This window comes from Novosphingobium capsulatum NBRC 12533, from assembly GCF_001598375.1.
GTDB lineage: Bacteria > Pseudomonadota > Alphaproteobacteria > Sphingomonadales > Sphingomonadaceae > Novosphingobium > Novosphingobium capsulatum.
Genome location: NZ_BCYV01000006.1, coordinates 209,047 through 223,643, shown reverse-complemented (window position 1 = coordinate 223,643; position 14,597 = coordinate 209,047). Strand labels below are relative to the sequence as shown.

Genomic DNA, 14,597 nt, shown 5'->3' with positions numbered 1-14,597 from the left:
CGATCGTTATGCTTCACCCTGGCTGAACCGATCCTGAGCGGTGCGGTCAGGCTTCAGCAAGCCAAGCAGCCCGCCCTTGCGCACCTTGCGCCCCCTGGCGGGGCCAGACTTCATCACGGTGCGGCGGAACAGCTGCGCGCCGGTGCGCACGATCAGCATCACGCACAGTGCCTGCCACCCCAGCGCCAGCAGGTGCGGCCAGATCACCGGATCGCGCGCCGCGCGCGCCAGCATGGCAAAGGGCGAGGACAGCGGAAACACCCGCGCCGCCCAATCCACCCAGCTGCCCGGCCGCGCCAGGGCATAGCTGGCAAAGAAGAACACCATCAGCTGCAGCATGGTGACCGGCATCGACAGCGTCTGCACCTCGCGCACGGTGGTGGCCATGCCGCCGATCGACAGGAACAGCGAACCCAGCAGCAGGTAGGCCATGGCGAAATAGAGGAAGCCCAGCAGGATGAACACCGGCCAACCCACCGCCGGCGCGGCCAGCAGCGGCAGCGATTTCATGCCCATGACCATCAGCCCGCCCCAGGCCGCGCCCCACACCGCCATGCCCACCAGGCTCACGCCAAGCATGGCAAAGAGCTTGCCCAGGAACAGGGCGTCCATTGGGATCGAGGCAGCCAAGACCTCGATGATCTTGTTGGCCTTTTCCTCCACCAGGTTGGACAGCACCATGCCCGCCAGCAGCATGGTGAGCAGGAACAGCGCCACCTGCCCCGCCTGCGCGGTGCTGACCTGGCCGGTCTGTACCGAGGCGGCGCTGCTGGCCACCTCGTCCACCGCGACGGGTGGCAGGGCGGCCGGCGCCACGCTTTGCGCATGGGCGGCAAACAGCGCGATCATGCCCTGCCACATCCGCGCCCGCTCGGGCGTGGCAGTCAAGACCGGGTGGGCGAGACTGCCCGACACCACGGCGGCCAGCTGGCCCACTGGCCGGTCATGCTCGGCAGTGCCGGCGCGATGGCTGCCGGCAAGCGCGGCACGCGCATCATAGGTGCGCCCACCCCATGGCGCATCGAGCACGACGAAATCGGGCACATCGCCGGGCATGGCATCGGCCAGGGCGCGATGCGCCGCCATCATTCGCGCCGCCTCGTCTGCCGGCAGGGCGATGCCGATCTGCGGGTTGTCCAGATCGCGCTGCACCTTGGCGCCGATCGCGCCGGCCATGCCGCCCACGATGAGCGGGAACAGCGGCCCGAGCAGGAAGAAGACAAAGCTCTTGGAAAAGATCACCGCCACGAAATCGCGGCGGGCAATCACCCAGGCGGCGCGTAGTTTTTCGGGAATCATGCCGCCTTCTCCTGGCCGGATGCGTTTTCTTCCAGCGCGCGCGCCGCCGCCTCGCCGGCGATGGCCACGAAGGCGTCGTGCAGGCCGGGCCGCTCGATCGACAGCGAAAGAATGCCCGCATCCCCTTCGATCAGGGCGCGCAACAGGGGTTCAACCCCGCTTTCGGGCAGGGTGAAATGCCAGAAGGCGCCCTCGCCCCGCGCATCGGCCGGCAGCGCCGCGCGCCAGGCGCCATCGCGCGCGCGGGTTTCCAGCCGCACCTGCGGGCGCAACCGGTCGCGCGCATCGTCGACCAGCCCGGCAAACGGCACCTTGCCCCCCGCGATGATCGCCACCTGGTCGCACAGGCGTTCGGCATGGGCGATGACATGGGTGGAAAAGATCACCGTGGTGCCGCCCTGCGCCAGGGCGCGGATCATCTTTTCCAGCTTGCCCTGGTTGAGCGCGTCGAGCCCCGAGAACGGTTCATCGAACACCACCAGCTCAGGTTGATGCACCAGCGTGCCGAGCAACTGCACCTGCTGCGCCATGCCCTTGGACAGCTGGCGGATCTGGCGATCGGCGGCATAGCCCAGGCCATGCTCTTCCAGCAGTTCGCGCGCCCGCGCCCGCCCGGTCTTGAGCGGCACCCCGCGCAGCGCGGCTAGAAACGCGATCGCCTCGGTCGTTTTCATCGCCGGATAGAGCCCGCGCTCTTCGGGCAGATAGCCGATTCGCCGCGCCACATCGGTCGGGCGTTCATGGCCTAGCACCCGGCGCATGCCCGCATCGGGATCGATAATGCCCAGCAGCATGCGCAGCGTGGTGGTCTTGCCCGCGCCGTTGGGGCCAAGAATGCCATAGATCGCGCCGCGCGGCACGCGGATGTCCACCCCGTCCACGGCGGTGAAACCATCGAACCGCTTGACCAGCCCGCGGGCCTCGATCGCCCAATCGCCGTCTTGCCCAATCGTCATCGCCACGCCATGCCCCTTTTAATTGGTCCACATAGCCCCATGAACGCAAGAGACGGAAGACTTGGTTAAAACCCCGCCCGCCCCCCTGGAACAACGCCTGCGCGAAGAGGCGCTGCGCCTGGGCTTTGCCACTTGCGGCATTGCCCCGGCCACAGACGATCCGCAGCGCAGCGCGCACCTGCACCAGTGGCTGGCCGATGGGCGCCATGGCAGCATGGAATGGATGGAGACCCGCAAGGAACAGCGCCAGGGGCCGCAATCGCTGTGGCCGCAGGCGCAGAGCGTGATCGCCCTGGGCATGAGCTATGCTCCCGCGCACGATCCGCTGGCCCTGGCCGATGTGCCCGATCGCGGCCGGATTTCCGTCTATGCCCAGGGCGTGGATTATCACGACGTGATCAAGCGCGCACTCAAGGCGCTGGCCCGCTGGCTGGTGGCGACCGAGCCGGGTGCCGAGGTGAAGGTCTTCGTCGATACCGCGCCGGTCATGGAAAAGCCGCTTGGCCAGGCCGCCGGGCTGGGCTGGCAGGGCAAGCACACCAACCTGGTCAGCCGCCGCCACGGCTCATGGCTATTCCTGGGCGCGATCTATACCACGCTGCGCCTCACGCCCGATGCACCCCACGCCGATCGCTGCGGCAGTTGCACCGCCTGCCAGGATGCCTGCCCCACCGGGGCCTTTCCCGCGCCCTATCAGCTCGATGCGCGGGCCTGCATTTCCTATCTCACCATCGAACACAAGGGGCCGGTGGACGAACGCTATCGCGCCGCGCTGGGCAACCGCATCTATGGCTGTGATGATTGCCTGGCGGTGTGCCCGTGGAACCGCTTTGCCCAGGCCGCGGCCGACAACCGCGCGTTCCTGCCCCGCGCCGAACTGGTGGCGCCGCGCCTCGCGGAACTGCTGGCGCTGGATGACGCCACGTTCCGCCAGGTCTTTGCCGGCTCCCCGATCAAGCGGATCGGGCGCGATCGCATGGTGCGCAACTGTCTCTATGCCGCGGGCAACAGCGGCGATCCGGCACTGATGGCGCCGGTGCGCGCGCTATTGGACGATCCCGATCCGGCCGTGGCCGATGCCGCGCGCTGGGCCCTCGCGCGGCTGACTTAGATTAGATTAGATTAGATTAGATCAGATCGTGAAGCTTTCGCCGCAGCCGCAGGTGCCCTTGGCGTTGGGATTGGCAAAGACGAAGCCGGCCTGGAAATCGTCTTCGACCCAATCCATCGTGCTGCCGATCAGGTAGAGCACCGAAGCGCCATCGATGAACAAGGTGCCGCCGGGCGTATCGATGCGCTCGTCCATCGGGTTGGCGGCGTTCACATAGTCCACCGAATAGGCGAGGCCCGAACAGCCCCGGCGCGGGGTGGACAGCTTGACGCCAATGGCGTCGGCCGGCGCGCTGGCCATCAAGGTGGCGATGCGCGCATGGGCAGACGGGGTCAGATTGACCGCCGCAGGGCGCTGGCGGGTGCGGGTGGGGGCATCGGTCATGGCTTAGAGCATCCCGAGTTCGAGCTTGGCATCATCGCTCATCTTCTGCGGGTCCCACGGCGGGTCCCACACCAGGTTCACTTCGGCGTCGCGCACGCCGGGCACCGCGCTCACGCGCAGTTCCACTTCGCCGGGCATCGATTCGGCCACCGGGCAATGCGGCGTGGTCAGCGTCATGGTCACCGCCACGTGCCCGTCTTCGGCCACGTCGACGCCATAGATCAGCCCCAGGTCATAGATATTGACCGGGATTTCCGGGTCGAAGATGTCGCGCAGCGCGGCAACTACGCCTTCGTAGATCTCGCCGCCCGGCTCGCCAGGGTTCACCCCTTGCGGCTTTTCCGCCAGGAAGCCCGACAGATAGTCGCGCTTGCGCTCGCCGGCCGTTTCAACCGGGGCAGCTTCGGGCGCCGGCTCGGGAATATCGTCCACATGGGCCCGGCGCGGCGGGTTCACCGCATCGACTTCCTCGACCGTGAAGCGGGGGGTATCGGCGCTCATCCGAAGATCCTCAAGGTTCGCGCAATGCCGCGCACGAGCGCTGCGACATCGCTTTCATCGTTATAGACGCCAAAGCTGGCGCGGGCCGTGGCCGGCACGCCCAGATGCTCCATCAGCGGCTGGGCGCAGTGGTGGCCGGCGCGGATTGCCACGCCTTCTTCGTCCAATATGGTGCCAAGGTCGTGCGGATGCACCCCCTCGATCACGAAACTGACGATCCCGGCGGCATCATCCGGGCCGAACAGGCGCACGGCATTGAATTCGCGCAGCGCCTCGCGCGCGGTGCGCACCAGCGCGGTTTCGTGGGCATGGATGGCAGCAAGCCCCAGTCCCTGGACGAAATCCACCGCCACGCCCAGGCCAATCGCCTCGACGATGGCAGGCGTGCCCGCCTCGAACCGCTGCGGCGCGGGGGCAAAGGTAGTGCCGGCAAACGACACGCGATCGATCATCGCCCCGCCGCCCTGCCACGGCGGCATGGCATCGAGCAGCTCGGCCTTGGCATAGAGCGCGCCGATGCCGGTCGGCCCATAGAGCTTGTGCCCGGAAAAGACGTAGAAATCGACGTCGAGCGCCTTCACGTCCACGGTCAGGCGCGGCACTGCCTGGCAGCCATCGATCAGGATATTCGCGCCTACGCCATGGGCCAGCGCCACGGCGCGTGGCACATCGAGCACGCTGCCCAGCACGTTGGACACATGGCCCAGCGCCACCAGCTTGTGCGCGCCGGTCAGCATGCGTTCGGCCGCGTCAAGATCGATCTGGCCATCGGCGGTCAGCGGGCAGACGTCGATGGCAACGCCAGTGCGCTGCGCCAGCAATTGCCAGGGCACGATGTTGGAATGGTGCTCCAGCATCGAGAGCAGCACGCGGTCCCCGGCCTTGAGATTAGCGAGGCCCCAGGTCTGCGCCACCAGGTTGATCGCCTCGGTCGCGCCGCGCGTGAACACGATCTCGCCCTCGTGCGCGCCGAGCAGGCCCGCCACCTTGCGCCGCGCCGCTTCAAAGCCCAGCGTCATCTCGGCCGAGCGGGTATAGACCCCGCGATGCACCGTGGCATAGTCCACGCCGATGGCGCGGGTTACCGCATCGATCACCACCTGCGGCTTTTGCGCGGTGGCGCCGGTATCGAGATAGTGCCAGCGCGTGCCGTCAGGATTGGCGAGGCCCGGCCAATCGGACGCCTGCGTCAGCGTGGTGGCGGCAAGCGTGGTCATAGCAACCCTCCCAGCGCGGCGAGTGCGGCCTGCGTCAGCACGTCTTCCTCGGGCGCATCGACAAAGGCTTCGGCGATGAAGGCCTGCAGCATCAGCTTCTTGGCCTCTGCCGGCGGCAAGCCGCGCGATTGCAGGTAGAACAGGCCCTGCGCATCCAGTTCGCCCACGGCGCAGCCATGCGCGCACTTCACGTCGTCGGCATAGATTTCCAGTTCGGGCCGGGCATTGGCCGTGGCGGTGCGATCAAGCAGCATGGCGCGGATCGACTGTTCGCCATCGGTGCCCACCGCGCCGCGATCAACCACCACGCGGCCGAGATAGGTGCCGGTCGCGTGGCCCGCCAGAACGGAGCGGACCACCTGGCTCGACACGGCGTCAGGCTCGGCGTGGACTACCTCGGTGACGATTTCGACCGTCTGGTTGCCGCCGCCCAGCTGCGCCGCGCCCAGGTGGAACCGTGCGCCCTTGGCCAGACGCACTTTCACCGCGATGCGGCCATAGGCGCTGCCGGCATTGAGCAGGCGCAGATCGTATTGCGCGCCTTCGCCCAGGGTGATCACCAGATCGCGCGCCTCGGGCGCGTGGCCGGCCAGGACCACCGACAGGCTGCCGCTTTCACCTGCCGCCACGTCCACCGCCTGCGTCGGCAGCGGCCACAGCGTGGCCAGCGCGGCCAGATCGGCATAGCGGAACGCCTCGTCCGCCCGGGTTGGCACAAGCGTGGCCGTGGTCACGCCACCGCCTCGTAACCGTGCTGTTCCAGTTCCAGCGCGAGTTCGGCCCCACCCGAGCGGACGATGCGACCGCCGGCCAGGACGTGGACGAAATCGGGCTTCACATAGTCGAGCAGGCGCTGGTAGTGCGTGATCAGCAGTACGGCCTTGTCGGGCTTGCGCATGATCGCGTTGATGCCTTCGCCGCAGATGCGCAGCGCATCGATGTCCAGGCCCGAATCGGTTTCATCCAGGATCGCCAGCTTGGGATCGAGAATGCCCATCTGGACCATCTCGGCGCGCTTCTTCTCGCCGCCGGAAAAGCCCACGTTCACCGGGCGCTTGAGCATGTCCATGTCCATGCGCAGCAGGTCGGCCTTTTCGCGCGCCAGCTTGAGGAAAGCGCCGCCCGAGAGCGGCTCTTCCCCACGCTGCTTGCGCTGCGCATTGAGCGCTTCGCGCAGGAACTGCACGTTGGACACGCCGGGGATTTCCACCGGATACTGGAAGCCCAGGAACAACCCGGCCGCGGCACGCTCATGCGGGTCCATGGCGAGCAGATCCTGGCCATCGAAATCCACGCTGCCGCCGGTCACGTCATAGCCGGGGCGGCCGCCCAGGGTATAGGCCAGCGTTGATTTGCCCGCACCATTGGGGCCCATGATCGCGTGGATCTCGCCCGCCTTGATGGTGAGCGAAAGCCCCTTGAGAATGGCCTTGCCGGCGATTTCGTTGGAGAGGTCACTTATCGTCAGCATTGCGTTTTCCGCTCGAGCAATTGGCTAGGAAGTCGGCGCGAACCTCGTCGAACAGGTCGCGCCACGATTTTTCGATGGCTTTCACGTCGTCCAGCTCCTTCTGCCGGGCGTCGATCTGGCCAAGGGCAGTGGCCGCCGTGGCCGCGCCGCTGGGGCTGGGCGTGCCAGCGATCTGCGCATCGAGCAGCGCGGCGCGTTCCTGCGCGATCGCGCGCTGCTCGGCATAGACGGCGGCGGCAAATTCGGTGCGGCGGTGCGGCTCGCCCGTGGCCATGGCGCGCATGGCCTGCTTGTCGCACTTCTGCACCGCTGCCAGCGCCGGGGCGCTGTCGGGCGCGGTGACCGTGGCCAGCGCCATGATCAAAAGCGCGCTCATCCCACGCTGCCTTCCAGGCTGATGCCCAGAAGCTTTTGCGCTTCCACGGCAAATTCCATCGGCAGCTGCTGCAGGACTTCCTTGGCAAAGCCGTTGACGATCAGTGCCACGGCCTGTTCCTGGTCCAGCCCGCGCTGCATCGCGTAGAACAGCTGGTCATCGCTGATCTTGCTGGTCGTCGCCTCGTGCTCGATCGTCGCCGAAGGGTTCTTCACCTCGATATAGGGCACGGTATGGGCGCCGCATTCCGCCCCCAGCAGCAGGCTGTCGCACTGGGTGAAGTTGCGCACGCCCTCGGCCTGCGGCGCCACGCGCACCAACCCGCGATAGGTGTTGTTGGACTTGCCCGCGCTGATCCCCTTGGACACGATGGTCGAGCGGCTGCGCTTGCCGTTGTGGATCATCTTGGTGCCGGTATCGGCCTGCTGGTAGTTGTTGGTGACGGCGACGGAATAGAATTCGCCGACCGAATCCTCACCGTTCAGCACGCAGCTGGGATACTTCCACGTGACGGCCGAGCCGGTTTCCACCTGGGTCCACGACACCTTGGACCGGGCGCCCTGGCACAGCGCGCGCTTAGTCACGAAGTTGTAGATGCCGCCCTTGCCTTGCGCGTCGCCGGGATACCAGTTCTGCACCGTGGAATACTTGATCTCGGCATCGTCGAGCGCGACGAGTTCGACCACTGCGGCATGCAGCTGGTTCTCGTCACGCTGCGGCGCGGTGCAGCCTTCCAGGTACGAGACATAGGCGCCCTTGTCGGCCACGATCAGGGTGCGTTCGAACTGGCCGGTATTTTCCGCATTGATGCGGAAATAGGTCGACAGCTCCATCGGGCAGCGCACGCCTTCGGGAATGTAGACGAAAGTGCCATCGGAAAAGACCGCGCAGTTCAAGGCCGCAAAATAGTTGTCGTGCATCGGCACGACCTTGCCCAGCCAGCGGCGCACCAGATCGGGAAACTCGCGGATCGCCTCGCTGATCGAGCGGAAGATGACGCCGGCCGCTTCCAGCTCCTTGCGGAACGTGGTCGCCACCGAGACGCTGTCGAACACCGCGTCCACGGCGATCTTGCGCGCGCCTTCCACGCCGGCGAGCACTTCCTGCTCGGCCAGCGGGATGCCCAGCTTTTCATAGACCCGCAGGATTTCGGGATCGACCTCGTCCAGGGACTTGGGGCCGTCCTTCTTCTTGGGCGCGGCCCAGTAATAGGCGTCCTGGTAATCGATCGGCGGAATGTTCAGCTTGGCCCAGTCGGGCATCGGCATGGTCAGCCAGTGGCGATAGGCCTTGAGCCGCCATTCCAGCATCCACTCCGGCTCGTCCTTCTTGGCCGAGATGAAGCGCACGGTGTCTTCCGACAGGCCCTTGGGGCCATATTCCTGCTCGATGTCCGAAGCCCAGCCGTGCTCGTATTCCGCCACGCGGGCGGCCGCGTCGCGCGCGGCCTGGTCCTTAACCGGCGTGTCGTTCAGGGTTTCTTCGGTCATGCGGGCAACTCGGCAGGAATGGGGGATGCGGCAGGCATCATGGCCGCCGCAGGGGTGGCCAGATGGCCGGTTTGGGCCGGGCGGGCAAGCTGCACCAGCGACACACTCGAAAGCGCGGCGCGCAGTGCGGCATCCACCGCCGGCCAGTGCGGGCGCACCATGCAGGCGCCTTCCAGCGTGCAATCGCCGCGCCCATGCCCGCTGCACGCGGCCATGGCAATCGGCCCTTCGACCGCCTCGATCACATCGGCCAGGCTGATCGCCGCGGCCGGGCGCGCCAGCTTGAGCCCGCCGCGCGCGCCCCGCACCGACTTGAGCAGGCCGGCTGCCGACATCTTGCTGACCAGCTTCTGCACGGTGGGCGCGGGCAAGCCGGTTTCGGCAGCGAGCTGCTGGGCCGAGAGCAGGGGGCGATCGGCCGCGTGGCAGCCGCAATGGCGCGCGGCAGCGCACATCATGACAACGGCATAGTCAGCCATGCTCGACAATCGCATCGCACCTGCTCGCAACCGTGGGTGGGGTCGGCCCGATTCCGCCGTTTCGACAGGCGTGCGCAAATCAGACCGAATCGCTCCGGTTATCTAGGCGCGCCGCCCCGCGCTGGCAAGGGCACCTTGTCTATGCTGCATGGGCGAAAATCGGGCTGGGCAGCGCCGGCCCGGCTTGGCATAGGGGCAGCCAGGCGCATCGTGCGCCGATCGGGAAAAGCATGACCAGTCCAACGCTTGCCGCGCTGCTGCTGTCGGCGCTCGCCATGACCGCGATCGTCGCGGTGCGCTATGTGGCGGCCAGCGGGCTGTTTGCCTGGCTTACCCAGCGGCGCCTGCCTGGCCATTATGCCGGGCTCGAGGCGCAGATCCGCCGCGAGATCGGCTGGAGCCTGGCCTCTGCGGCGATCTATGGCGTGCCTGCCGGAATCATCGCCTGGGGCTGGCAGCAGCACGGGTGGACCCGCATCTATGCCGATCCCCACGCCTATCCGCTGTGGTGGATGCCGGTGTCGCTGCTGGTCTATCTGTTTGCCCACGATACCTGGTTCTATTGGACGCACCGCTGGATGCACCGGCCACGCGTGTTTCGCAGCGTGCATGCCATCCACCATGCCAGCCGCCCGCCCACGGCCTGGGCAGCGATGAATTTCCACCCGATCGAGGCGGCCGTGGTCGGCCTGTTTATTCCCGCGCTGGTCTTCGTGGTGCCGATCCAGGCCGGGGTGCTCGCCTGCGTTCTGGTGGTGATGACGGTGATGGGCGTGACCAACCACATGGGCTGGGAGATCTTTCCGGCCGGGCTGGTTCATTCCCGGGCAGGGAAGTGGCTGATAACGGCCAGCCATCATCATCAGCATCACGAGCGGTATCGGTGCAACTACGGCCTCTATTTTCGCGTATGGGATCGCCTTTGCGGCACGGACGCCGGCCTGGCCGGCTGGCAGGAAAGGAAAGTTCGGTGAAGGCACAGGCGATTCGCCGGGCCGCGACACGCGGCCTGGTGCTGGGCGCACTCGCGCTCAGCCAGGGCGGCGCCGTGCTGCCCGATCGCACCACGGTGCTGGTCGATGTGGTCGGCCTGCGCTCGCACAAGGGGCTGATCCAGGCCTGCCTCACCGCCGATCCGGGCACCTTTCCCGATTGCGAAAAGGATCCGCAGGCGCTGCACCAGACCGTGCCCGCCGCCGGAAACGACATGATCGCGTTCCAGCACGTGCTGCCCGGCCGCTATGCCGTGGCGCTGTTCCACGATGAAAACGCCAATGGCCGGCTCGACAAGATGTTCATGATGCCGCGCGAAGGCTTTGGCTTTTCGCGCGATGCGCCGATCCGGTTTGGCCCGCCGCGCTTTTCTGCCGCCGCCTTTACCTTGGGCGAAGCGCAGATGACCACGTCGATCCGCATGCGCTATCTGCTTTGACCCAGGGCGCCGCTTCCCAACCTCAACCCGGTGGCGCGCTGGCGCCGTTTCGCTATCCCGCGTTTCGCGCGATCTGGACGGCCAACCTGGTCTCCAACCTGGGATCGATGATCCAGTCGGCCGCGGCCGCCTGGCTGATGACCGAGTTGACGCGCAGCCATGTGCTGATCGCCCTGGTGCAGTCATCGTCCAGCCTGCCGATCCTGCTGCTGGGCCTGTTCGCCGGGGCGATTGCCGACAACTTTGACCGCCGCCGCGTGATGATCTGGGCACAGACCGCCATGCTGGTGGTTTCCGCCGTGCTGGCGGTGCTGGGCTATCGCGGCGCGCTGGGGCCGCTGTCGCTGCTGCTGCTCACCCTGATGGTCGGCATGGGCACCGCGATCAACCAGCCGGCCTGGCAGGCTTCGGTGCGGTTGCAGGTGGGCAAGGCCGATCTGCCCCAAGCGATCGCGCTCAATTCCATGTCCAACAATCTAGCGCGCAGCGTCGGCCCGGCGCTGGGCGGGGTGCTGATCTCGATCCTGAGCGTGAGCGCGGCCTTTGCCGCCAATGCGATCAGCTATGTCGGCATGCTGGTGGTGCTGGCGCGCTGGCGGCCAGAGGCGCGCGCGCCGCAGCGCCAGCCCATGCTGCAATCGATCAAGGTGGGCCTGGTGTTCTGCGCCGGCTCCGTCCCGATCCGCAAGGTGCTATTGCGTGGGGCGATGTTCGGCATGGGTGCCAGCGCATTCCAGGCGCTGATCCCCGCTGTGGCGCACGATACCCTGGCCGGGACCGAGCTGGACTATGGCCTGATTCTCGGATCGTTCGGCGTGGGGTCGATCGTCAATGCGCTGTGGATCACCAAGGCGCGCCGCCGCTTTGGCGCAGAAGTGATCATCACCGGCGCGACGGTCGGCTTCATCGGCGCGCTGCTCCTGCTGGCCCAGGCCCACAGCCTGCCAATCGCCATGGTCGCCGGCTTTGTCGGCGGATCGGGCTGGGTCGCGGCGCTGACCAGCCTGAACGTCGCCATGCAGTTGCGCTCGCCCGAGGCCATCCTGGGGCGCTGTCTGTCGCTCTACCAGGCGATCACGTTCGGCTCGATGGCGGTCGGCGCGTGGGTCTGGGGCTGGGTCGCCGATCAGCGTGGCCTGACCTTCGCACTCCATGCCGCCGCGCTCTGGCTGGTCGGCAATCTCGTGCTGCGCCTGTTCGTGCCGATGCCCGCGCGCGAGGAAGGCCGTGTCGATACCGTCAAGGAACCCGCGCCGCGTGGCGCCGCCCCTCGCAAAGGTTGATGCCGTGACCGATCCCCGCCCCTTGCGTTCTGCGCTCTACATGCCCGCCAGCAATGCCCGTGCCCTTGCCAAGGCGCGCAGCCTCGATTGCGATGCGGTCGTGCTCGATCTGGAAGACGCAGTCGCGCCCGATCACAAGGCGCAGGCTCGTGTCGCCCTGGTGGCCGAGGCGCAGGCGGGCGGCTTTGGCCATCGCCGCCTGATCGCGCGGTGCAACGGGCTCGATGGCCCATGGGGGCACGATGATCTGGCGGCCCTCGCCGCCGCGCCGCTTGAGGCCGTGCTGGCACCCAAGGTGGCAGACGCGGCCGATATCGTGACGCTGTCGGCCGCGATGGACCGCGCCGGCTTTGCCAACGAGGTGCGGCTGTGGGTGATGATCGAAACCCCGCGCGCGGTCCTGGCGCTGGAACGGATCGCCGATTGCGCCGCCACCACGCGCCTGGCTGGCCTGGTGCTGGGCCTCAACGATCTGGCCAAGGACACCGGCATGGCCCAGGCGCCGGGCCGCGCCGCGTTCGTGCCGCTCATGGCGCAGGCCGTGCTGGCTGCCCGCGCCAACGGCCTGATCGTGCTCGACGGGGTGTGCAACGCGATCGACGATCTTGCCCTGCTTGAGGCCGAATGCACCCAGGCACGCGCCTTTGGCTTTGACGGCAAGACCCTGATCCATCCCGCGCAACTGCCCGTGGCCAACCGCGTGTTCGCGCCGGGCGAAGCCGAACTGGCCGAGGCAGAAGCGATCGTCGCGGCCTTTGCCGATCCCGCCAATGCCGGCCAGGGTGCGCTGCGCGTCAACGGCAAGATGGCCGAACTGCTGCACCGTGACATGGCCGAGCGGCTGCTGGCCAAGGCCCGCGCCATTGCCGCGCGCGGTTAGGCCAGCAACGCCGGCAACACCTTCCCAACACCCGGAAATCCATCGGCGCAACTTAATCGCTTCTTCACCATGTTGCGCCAGACTGGGGCAAGGAGCGTGACGAAGGGCTTGGTAATGGACAGCATGCGCGGATTTGCCGACGAACCCGGCCCCTTGGGCCTGTTTGCCGGCAGCGATCCCGACGATGACCTGCTCGACGGCGATCTGGTCGATCAGCCGCTGCCGCCGCTGATGGGCGCGGACGAGCGGCGCATGCAGGTGCGCGCCTACAACTTTTGGGCCGGGATGCTGGGCGACAGCCGCCTGCCGCTGGTCGGCCCGCTGCTGGCCGGGCAATGGCCTGACTTTGCCGATCATGCGGTGCTGCTGCAGTTCGACGCCGGGCTCGATGATCCCGCCATCGCCTATGTCGGCGAGGCATTGCTGGCCGATTGCGCGGGCGAAGGCCCACTGGCGCGGTTGAGCCAGGTGCCGGGCCGCTCGATCCTGTCGCGCATCACCGATCACTACATGCAGATCGTGGCCAACGAGGCGCCGATCGGCTTCGAGGCGGAATTTGCCAACCAGCGCGGGCGCACGATCCTCTATCGCGGCATCCTGCTGCCGTTCTCGTCCAGCGGTGACACGCTCGACTACATCTTTGGCGTGATCAACTGGAAGGAACTGGCCGACCAGGCGACCACCAACGAGCTGATGGCCGAAATCGGCCTGGTGCTGAGCGAAAAGAAACCGCGCCGCAAGGCGGTGACCGCTCTGCGCGGGGGCGATGGCGCAGACAGTGCCGCCACGCACGCCCGCCCCGATCTGCCGCTGCCCGCCTTTGCCGATCCCGCGCCGAGCGGTGCCGAACCGGGCGAGCCTTGGGGCAGCCTGGCCGATTCGCTGGGCCAGTGGGCCGATGGCCCGGTGCGTCCGCGCGATCCGCGCAACCTGGCCCCGCAAGACGCCGGGGCAGACGCCGGGGCAGACGCCGATGAACTCGATCTCGGCGAAGTGGCGCTGGAAATCCTGCCCGCGCTCGATCTGGCCCCGCTCGATCCCTTTGCGCAAGACGCGTTTCCAACGGCCGCCTTTGCCGAAGGGCTGGACCAGCCCGAGCCCGACAGCCTGGCCGATTGGCTGGCCAGCGCCCGCGCCATGGCTGACCTAGCCCTGGGTAGCGAGGACCGCACCCGTCACGCGCTCTATGCCGCGATCGGCCGCGCCTGGGACTTTGCCCTGGCGGCAGAGGCGGAACCCGATGATCTGGCCGCGCTGGTGGCCGATGCCGGGCTGACGATGCAGGCGCGCGCGCCGCTGATCCCGGTGGTCAAGCTGGTGTTCGGCGCGCAGTACGACAAAACGCGGCTGACCGAATATGCCACGGCCCTGGCCCATGCCCATCGCCTGGGCCTGTCACGCGGGGAACTGGCCAGATTCCTGGCCAATACGCCGGGGGGCCTCAAGGGCGTGGTCGCGGCCGAGCGCCGCCTGCGCCGCAGCGAGGAAGGCCAGGCGCGCAGCGATCCGCGCGCCGCGCTCGAGGCCTCCCTGCGCACCCTGCCGGCACGCAGCCTGGCCGACATTCCTGCCGACGGCCGCGAATTTTCGCTGGTGATGGTGCGGCGCATGCCCGACGGCACGCTGGCCGTGCTGGGCGAAGTGCTGGACGATGAACCGCTGCTGGAGCGTGCTGCCCGCCGCCTGATGAACTGACGGCTATCGAACTGACGGCGGGC

General features: G+C 67.5%; 16 protein-coding genes. 6 read left to right on the top strand and 10 right to left on the bottom strand.

The window, feature by feature from the left end; genetic code table 11:
• Nucleotides 1-6: 6 nt before the first annotated feature.
• Both SCA01S_RS04705 and SCA01S_RS04700 read right to left on the bottom strand, forming a co-directional pair.
• Nucleotides 7-1,299, bottom strand: coding sequence for an ABC transporter permease (locus SCA01S_RS04705; protein WP_062783405.1), 1,293 nt, complete (start codon nucleotides 1,297-1,299; stop codon nucleotides 7-9).
• Nucleotides 1,296-2,255 (bottom strand): ABC transporter ATP-binding protein, encoded by a 960-nt coding sequence (locus SCA01S_RS04700; RefSeq protein ID WP_062783402.1) that lies wholly within the window; start codon nucleotides 2,253-2,255, stop codon nucleotides 1,296-1,298. Before SCA01S_RS04700 ends, SCA01S_RS04705 begins: the two co-directional genes overlap by 4 nt.
• Nucleotides 2,256-2,316: 61 nt before the next feature.
• Between SCA01S_RS04700 and queG the strand changes: the two genes are divergently transcribed.
• Entirely contained in the window at nucleotides 2,317-3,366 is a 1,050-nt protein-coding gene (queG, locus tag SCA01S_RS04695; protein WP_412103049.1) for a tRNA epoxyqueuosine(34) reductase QueG, read from the top strand.
• Nucleotides 3,367-3,387: 21 nt separating this feature from the next.
• Here the strand turns inward: queG and SCA01S_RS04690 are convergent, their stop codons facing one another.
• From SCA01S_RS04690 to SCA01S_RS04655, 8 genes are read right to left on the bottom strand one after another with little or no spacing between them, the layout of a single operon-like run.
• Nucleotides 3,388-3,750: a HesB/IscA family protein gene (locus SCA01S_RS04690; RefSeq protein WP_062783399.1), complete on the bottom strand. Its 363-nt coding sequence runs from the start codon at nucleotides 3,748-3,750 to the stop codon at nucleotides 3,388-3,390.
• 3 nt (nucleotides 3,751-3,753) lie between these two features.
• On the bottom strand, nucleotides 3,754-4,251 hold the full coding sequence (locus SCA01S_RS04685) for an SUF system Fe-S cluster assembly protein (RefSeq protein WP_022676725.1): 498 nt from the start codon (nucleotides 4,249-4,251) through the stop codon (nucleotides 3,754-3,756).
• Nucleotides 4,248-5,468 (bottom strand): cysteine desulfurase, encoded by a 1,221-nt coding sequence (locus SCA01S_RS04680; RefSeq protein ID WP_062783396.1) that lies wholly within the window; start codon nucleotides 5,466-5,468, stop codon nucleotides 4,248-4,250. Before SCA01S_RS04680 ends, SCA01S_RS04685 begins: the two co-directional genes overlap by 4 nt.
• On the bottom strand, nucleotides 5,465-6,202 hold the full coding sequence (locus SCA01S_RS04675; RefSeq protein WP_062783393.1) for a SufD family Fe-S cluster assembly protein: 738 nt from the start codon (nucleotides 6,200-6,202) through the stop codon (nucleotides 5,465-5,467). The genes SCA01S_RS04680 and SCA01S_RS04675 overlap by 4 nt, the downstream gene beginning before the upstream one ends.
• Nucleotides 6,199-6,939: a Fe-S cluster assembly ATPase SufC gene (sufC, locus tag SCA01S_RS04670; RefSeq protein WP_062783390.1), complete on the bottom strand. Its 741-nt coding sequence runs from the start codon at nucleotides 6,937-6,939 to the stop codon at nucleotides 6,199-6,201. The genes SCA01S_RS04675 and sufC overlap by 4 nt, the downstream gene beginning before the upstream one ends.
• The gene (locus tag SCA01S_RS04665; protein WP_022676728.1) at nucleotides 6,923-7,315 is read right to left on the bottom strand and encodes a hypothetical protein; all 393 of its coding nucleotides are present in this window, start codon (nucleotides 7,313-7,315) and stop codon (nucleotides 6,923-6,925) included. Before SCA01S_RS04665 ends, sufC begins: the two co-directional genes overlap by 17 nt.
• On the bottom strand, nucleotides 7,312-8,805 hold the full coding sequence (sufB, locus tag SCA01S_RS04660; protein ID WP_022676729.1) for a Fe-S cluster assembly protein SufB: 1,494 nt from the start codon (nucleotides 8,803-8,805) through the stop codon (nucleotides 7,312-7,314). The genes SCA01S_RS04665 and sufB overlap by 4 nt, the downstream gene beginning before the upstream one ends.
• Nucleotides 8,802-9,299 carry an RrF2 family transcriptional regulator gene (locus SCA01S_RS04655; RefSeq protein ID WP_054131720.1) on the bottom strand — a complete coding sequence of 166 codons (498 nt, stop codon included), beginning with the start codon at nucleotides 9,297-9,299 and terminating at the stop codon, nucleotides 8,802-8,804. Before SCA01S_RS04655 ends, sufB begins: the two co-directional genes overlap by 4 nt.
• Before the next feature lie 215 nt (nucleotides 9,300-9,514).
• On the opposite strand from SCA01S_RS04655, the gene SCA01S_RS04650 reads away from it, so the two are divergent.
• The 5 genes from SCA01S_RS04650 to SCA01S_RS04630 all read left to right on the top strand — a co-directional run bounded on the left by SCA01S_RS04650 (nucleotide 9,515) and on the right by SCA01S_RS04630 (nucleotide 14,574).
• The gene (locus SCA01S_RS04650) at nucleotides 9,515-10,258 is read left to right on the top strand and encodes a sterol desaturase family protein (RefSeq protein WP_022676216.1); all 744 of its coding nucleotides are present in this window, start codon (nucleotides 9,515-9,517) and stop codon (nucleotides 10,256-10,258) included.
• Entirely contained in the window at nucleotides 10,255-10,716 is a 462-nt protein-coding gene (locus tag SCA01S_RS04645; RefSeq protein WP_245652440.1) for a DUF2141 domain-containing protein, read from the top strand. The genes SCA01S_RS04650 and SCA01S_RS04645 overlap by 4 nt, the downstream gene beginning before the upstream one ends.
• The gene (locus SCA01S_RS04640; protein ID WP_062783387.1) at nucleotides 10,713-11,999 is read left to right on the top strand and encodes an MFS transporter; all 1,287 of its coding nucleotides are present in this window, start codon (nucleotides 10,713-10,715) and stop codon (nucleotides 11,997-11,999) included. Before SCA01S_RS04645 ends, SCA01S_RS04640 begins: the two co-directional genes overlap by 4 nt.
• Nucleotides 12,000-12,003: 4 nt before the next feature.
• Nucleotides 12,004-12,879, top strand: a complete 876-nt coding sequence (locus SCA01S_RS04635; RefSeq protein ID WP_281191300.1) for an HpcH/HpaI aldolase/citrate lyase family protein — start codon at nucleotides 12,004-12,006, stop codon at nucleotides 12,877-12,879.
• A 114-nt stretch (nucleotides 12,880-12,993) separates the two neighbouring features.
• On the top strand, nucleotides 12,994-14,574 hold the full coding sequence (locus SCA01S_RS04630; RefSeq protein ID WP_062783384.1) for a hypothetical protein: 1,581 nt from the start codon (nucleotides 12,994-12,996) through the stop codon (nucleotides 14,572-14,574).
• Nucleotides 14,575-14,597: the final 23 nt, after the last annotated feature.